The sequence below is a fragment of the Oceaniglobus ichthyenteri genome, from assembly GCF_003057885.1.
GTDB classification, from domain to species: Bacteria; Pseudomonadota; Alphaproteobacteria; order Rhodobacterales; family Rhodobacteraceae; genus Oceaniglobus; species Oceaniglobus ichthyenteri.
This window is the reverse complement of the sequence record NZ_QAGK01000028.1, coordinates 1-4968: the sequence shown is the minus strand read 5'-3', so window position 1 is coordinate 4968 and position 4968 is coordinate 1. Positions and strand designations below refer to the sequence as shown.

Sequence of the window (4968 nt, the reverse complement as noted above, 5' to 3'; positions counted from 1 at the left end):
CACTGGTCAGCGCGATCCGCACCGCATCCTGGCGGAATTCGTCCGTCCGTTTCAGTCCCATAGTCAGTCTCCTTTGCTGCAGTAAATGCTATCAAAGGAGCGGCATCAAACCGCGACAGGTCCAATGGTCTTCATGAAATTCCGTGGTGGCAAGATCTTCGCGTCGCAGGTCTGCCATTAGGACGAGAATTTCTGGCAATGTCATATCGGCGAAGGCCGTAATCTGAAGGCGGACTTCAATAGGCTCCTTGACCATCGGCAGGATGACTGTCGCAAGGTTCATGTCATCAGGATCGACAGAGACCTTCACCTTTCCCTTGACGCGGTGTTCTTCCCGTTGCTTCTGGAGTTCGTCAGAGTTAAACCAAATTCCCTGAAAAACGCGCACGCCTTCATCAGTCGGGGTCACCTCTTGCTCCCACCCAAGGTTGATGCGGCGAAGGTGCGGATCGATGGGTGGGATTTGTCCGCGCGTCTCATTTATGGCCTTGTACATCTCGATAGGTCGACGCCCGCCCATGGTGACACCGTGATGCCGAGTGGAGGGATACGGCATGGACAGCTTCACACAGCGCGTGGATGAACCTCGCTATTTCCTGCTGGTGCGTTGCCAGCGACTTGGAGGAGACGTGCCCTCCAAGGCGTTGCTTCAAACGTGCGCCGGTTTTGGGCGATTGCGTGTCGATGCTGACCCCGGCGGCCTTTAACAGCTCGACCAGATCGGCGAACGGAACAATATTTGCCTCGCCATCCTCATTTCCGACAACCACGTAACCGTTTTTGTCTTGGCCAGTGACAGTGACGGTGCGTTTCAGCAACGTTAGCTTCGATCCCACGGGAAAGTTGTATCGTGGAGCAACGGTCATGCTGCCACCTCGATATGCGAGTTTTCCCACAGCACATGATCCAGGTTTGCTCGAAAAAACCCGCGTGCGACCAGTCGGTAGCATGCAGCGAACGCCCTGCGCTGGAGCATCGGTACATGAGGAAATAAGTCTTTCATGTAGTAGAAAGAGCGAAGGCATCGTGCCGTTTCGCGAACAGCCTCATCAGCCTCGTCATCCGGATGGAACACGAAATGGTGCATCCGCAGAAGGTTCTCGCGGCGCTGCCGCGAGTAGTCATTTGCGTTCACGACGATCATGTCGTCAGCGACGTCCTTGGTTGTGGCTGCAACAATCGCGTTGATCTGGCGCTGAGTCTTAGGCTTCTTCAGGCTCGCCTCGTTTCGGACAAATACCAGCCGCCTGTGCTCGTTTCGAAACGTGATCAGAAAAGCGTCGCGTCTCGACCGCGCGACACGCCGCAGGCTCGTCGACCTGCACCGGCTCCTGTCCCTCGATCCGGTCGCAGGCGATCTCGAACCGGATTTATCGTCCTGGGGTCTTCTCGACCCGGCAAGCCCCGAAGTCGAAGAGCTCTGCCTGCTCACCGACCGGCTCTACGACCTGCTGGTCGAAATCGGGGAACTGGACGACGAGCAGGAAGCGATGGCCCTCAGCTGGCGCGCCGGCGCCGTCTGAGCGTCCAGCCCGATGAGTTCGGGATTGAGCAGGACATCTGCGACGTGACGCTGTGGCTCATCGAGAAGCACGAACTGCCTGGTGTCCACGTGTGGGTGGACCGGCACTACACCCAGATCGGAAGGGAGATCGCTGGTGTGACCGTAATGACCTCGCCGAGCCATCCCGCGCGACTGACCGAGGCGGCGCACGAGGCGCTTCTCGCGCTCGGCTACACGATCGGAGACACGCTCGCAGACACTTACGGCCACCAGTTTTGTGACGGCAATTACTCGCGGCACGATGCGCTGCGCGCGTACGGGCGGAACGAAGCAGCCATCAAGGCGTCGCGGGCGCCGGACTGAAAAGGCCTTTGACCACCTCAAACTCGGTGGTCGAGGGCCACCCTCTCCCGCAGTCATGCATTGGAAAATCGCTGCTTCTTACGAAGCAACCCACGCAGCTGCCGATCAAGTCAAAACAGGACGCTCCCAACATAACCGAAAAAATGCGAAGTCTTTCCGGAGCATCCAAGGTCTATGCAGTGGGGCCCGCGGCTGGTATCGGTTTCGATCAGAAAATACAGCTACACCAATCCGGCACGCTATCTCGGAATCAACCGAACGTATCTCTCGCACCATGACACACTTGCCGATTTCCAACCCTCCGCCAGCGCCGCGGGAAACGGTCTTTTCCTATCTGTCTCGCCTTGCCGCCACGTGGGACACAGAGGTTGTCGAGGTCGCCAAAGACATGGGCACCTCATTCAAGCATTTTCTGGAGCAAGCCCCGGAGGCGTTCGAAGCCCTTGCGGCATGGGCTGCCTTGAAACCACAGCAATTGGAGGAAATGCTCTCTTGGACTGGGGTTCGGGCGGGCAACGTGCGGATGACGTTTCGTGACGAAGTCTTCGTGTCACGTGCGCTTCGCAATCCGGTCATGCGAGGGTGTCCAGTTTGTCTTCGAGAAGATGCCATGCAATCGGACGGTCCGATGGCCGCGACCATGGTGCTGCGTGGCGATTGGCAGATGCGGGAGGCCAACATTTGCCTCCGACACAACCATCTGCTGGTAGCGCTCTGGACCTTCGAAAATCCGAGAGAGCGATACAACATCGCAGCGCGTCTATCCGAGATCGGATGCATCATCCTCTCAGGCAAGTATGACCTGCCGGCCGTGGAGCCCACTCCCTATGATATCTGGCTCGACGGTCGTCTTAAGGATGGCCGAGACGACACCTGGCTCTCCGGGCATCCTCTTTTTGCCGCGACCACTTTCTGCCGCCTGCTCGGTCAAGCTATTCTTAGTGACAAAGGCGCCGATGACGATGTACCTCCCGGCGCGCACCATGCGGCAGCCTTCGAGATCGCCAAGCAGGGCGAGCATGCCATACGCAAAAGCCTCGCAAGGATTGCGCACGCCTGTGACGCCGAACCCAGAAAGGCATACGGTTCCCTGTTTTTGCGTCTCAATTTTGAATACGTCGAGGAGTTCGCGCCGTACAGGCGCCTTCTGCGCGATGTGATACTCGATAACTGGCCAATCGCTGCCGGTGAAGACCTTCTGGGGGAGGTTGTCGAAGTGCGCCGCCGAAACTCCCTCACCACAGCATCACAAGAGACAGGCATCGGGGTTGAGACACTCGAGCAATTCTTAGTCGAGGCCGGGGCACTTCCCGGCGATGATGACCGACCCCCTCGTCGCCGATTGTTTGATGCCAGAAAATACGCCGATCTACTATCCGCAATCCGGAGCCTTGTCGCGCCGATCGCCATGCGTGAGGCCATCGGTGCGACCAAAATGGAACTGGAAGCCTTCGAAGACGAAGGCCTGCTGGTTCCGCGCACGAGGGTTGCCAAGGTCAAGAAACCTTGGCGAATTTCAGACGGAGTTGATTTTGTCGCAGGCCTTTGCGAGAGAGCTGTGCCAATTGCAGGGAACGACCCCGGTTGGGAAACACTCCTGGTCAGCCGCAAGCGGACTCGGGTAAGCCTGCGGGACCAGGTCGAGGCCATTCACGACAAACGGCTGACCCCCGGGAAACTGGCCGGTGTGCGCGGCCTCCATGGGCTCGTTGTCAGAAAATCCGAGGTTGATCGCCTTCGCAGCTCCCGCCCCGGTGGCTCACGCTCCACGGCAGAGAATGACGCCGACGGTGGGCAGCCAGCGCTGATGAGCGCCGCAGAATTCGGCCGCTCCGTCGGGCTTCGCGATCATGGAAACTTCATCTCGTTGATCGAGGCGGGCCATACTCCGGCTGTTCGACAAACGAACCCCAAAACAGGACGCCAGCAATACTGGCTGTCGGCCGAAGACATTGCATGCTTCCACGGACGCTTCGTTACGCTGACCACGCTGTCCGACGAGACAGGGCGCCATCGCAACAACCTCAAGAGCCTGCTCAAGGCATCCCGAGTCGCCCGCTTCGCCCCGGGAGATCAGGATTTCGGGGCAGTCTTCTTGCGTGAAGAAGCGATCGCCGCGCTCCAGTAGCGGCTGTCCGACGATCCTGTCTGCGAGGGTTGGATCATCGCTCCTCTGCCTGGAAAATTTTGCTCGCAAGCGAAGTCGGGCGAAAACCCCTAAAAAGCAGGGCGCTTCAGGAATTTTCACGAAATAGCGAGAATTTCCTTGACACGGGTGCGCACGGAAAACCGAGATTCTGCGCACTCATATGCTCTCTTGGCATGGAGATGAATTTTTGGTAGGCCCGGCAGGACTTGAACCCGCAACCAAAGCGTTATGAGCGCTCTGCTCTAACCAGTTGAGCTACAGGCCCCTCGCGAAATGATTATCAGACAGCGCAGGACGGTCAAGAGGGTCACCTCCGTCAATCTGATGTAAATTCCAAGATATCAATTCGAAGACACCAGTCAGACTGGCTATTTTGAAATTTTGAGATACAAGTCAATCCCGTCGGCATGGATGTTTCCTAAGATTTCTAGCTACATGGTGCGGGCTGGCTCTGCCCGTTACTATTTTCTTGAAAAGAATAGCGCCGGATTAGGGGCTGTTGATGTTCACCGTATATAAATAATTGTTGCCGCAATCGAGATTAAGGCTTCAGGTTCAAGACTCATAGGTATAAAATGACGATTGCCGCGAGGGCGATTGCAGACAAGAATACCTTTGGGCATCTGTCGTATCTGGTCGCAACGCGTCGCCAATCCTTCAGCCTGCCGAACATGATTTCGATCCGGTTTCGGCGTTTGCAACGGCGCTTGTCATACTTCACTGTTTTCTTCCGCGGTTTCCGACCAAGGATACATGCGCGTATCCCTTTGTCCTTCAACGCTTCTCTGAACCAATCGGCATCATAACCACGGTCACCGAGCAGCCAGTTAACCTTGGGCAGGCTGCTCACGAGCGCCCGTGCGCCGATGTAATCGCTGACCTGACCGGCGGTGACGAACAGGTTGAGCGGTCGGCCTTGGCTGTCGCAGATGTGTGCAGTTTGGTATTCATT

The 4968-nt window shown here is 57.2% G+C and carries 6 protein-coding genes, 1 tRNA gene and 1 pseudogene; 3 read left to right on the top strand and 5 right to left on the bottom strand.

The annotated features are described in order from the left end of the window. Positions 1–91: 91 nt before the first annotated feature. From C8265_RS19190 to C8265_RS19180, 3 genes are all read right to left on the bottom strand, one after another. A complete protein-coding gene (locus tag C8265_RS19190; RefSeq protein WP_126623212.1) occupies positions 92–409 on the bottom strand; it encodes a hypothetical protein in 318 nt (105 codons plus the stop codon). 67 nt (positions 410–476) lie between these two features. After that, positions 477–866, bottom strand: a complete 390-nt coding sequence (locus tag C8265_RS19185) for a hypothetical protein (protein ID WP_108485598.1) — start codon at positions 864–866, stop codon at positions 477–479. Further along, the gene (locus C8265_RS19180) at positions 863–1144 is read right to left on the bottom strand and encodes a hypothetical protein (RefSeq protein ID WP_108485597.1); all 282 of its coding nucleotides are present in this window, start codon (positions 1142–1144) and stop codon (positions 863–865) included. The genes C8265_RS19185 and C8265_RS19180 overlap by 4 nt, the downstream gene beginning before the upstream one ends. 121 nt (positions 1145–1265) lie before the next feature. Here C8265_RS19180 and C8265_RS19175 point away from each other — a divergent pair, with 121 nt between their 5' ends. From C8265_RS19175 to C8265_RS19165, 3 genes are all read left to right on the top strand, one after another. After that, the gene (locus tag C8265_RS19175; protein WP_206050379.1) at positions 1266–1523 is read left to right on the top strand and encodes a hypothetical protein; all 258 of its coding nucleotides are present in this window, start codon (positions 1266–1268) and stop codon (positions 1521–1523) included. A 44-nt stretch (positions 1524–1567) separates the two neighbouring features. Then, positions 1568–1867 carry a hypothetical protein gene (locus C8265_RS19170; protein WP_108485596.1) on the top strand — a complete coding sequence of 100 codons (300 nt, stop codon included), beginning with the start codon at positions 1568–1570 and terminating at the stop codon, positions 1865–1867. A 274-nt stretch (positions 1868–2141) separates the two neighbouring features. Next, positions 2142–3995, top strand: coding sequence for a TniQ family protein (locus tag C8265_RS19165; RefSeq protein ID WP_164512403.1), 1854 nt, complete (start codon positions 2142–2144; stop codon positions 3993–3995). Positions 3996–4204: 209 nt separating this feature from the next. On the opposite strand, the gene C8265_RS19160 is transcribed toward C8265_RS19165, so the two are convergent. Then, positions 4205–4281: transfer RNA gene (locus C8265_RS19160), tRNA-Ile, on the bottom strand. Positions 4282–4578: 297 nt separating this feature from the next. Beyond that, positions 4579–4968 (bottom strand): annotated as a pseudogene (locus C8265_RS19155) (IS5 family transposase); the annotation flags it as partial.

Bases quoted from the DNA above. Each gene is read 5' to 3' on its own strand.
- C8265_RS19185 (WP_108485598.1), bottom strand. From the start codon at position 866: ATGACCGTTGCTCCACGATACAACTTTCCCGTGGGATCGAAGCTAACG.
- C8265_RS19180 (WP_108485597.1), bottom strand. From the start codon at position 1,144: ATGATCGTCGTGAACGCAAATGACTACTCGCGGCAGCGCCGCGAGAAC.
- C8265_RS19165 (WP_164512403.1), top strand. From the start codon at position 2,142: ATGACACACTTGCCGATTTCCAACCCTCCGCCAGCGCCGCGGGAAACG.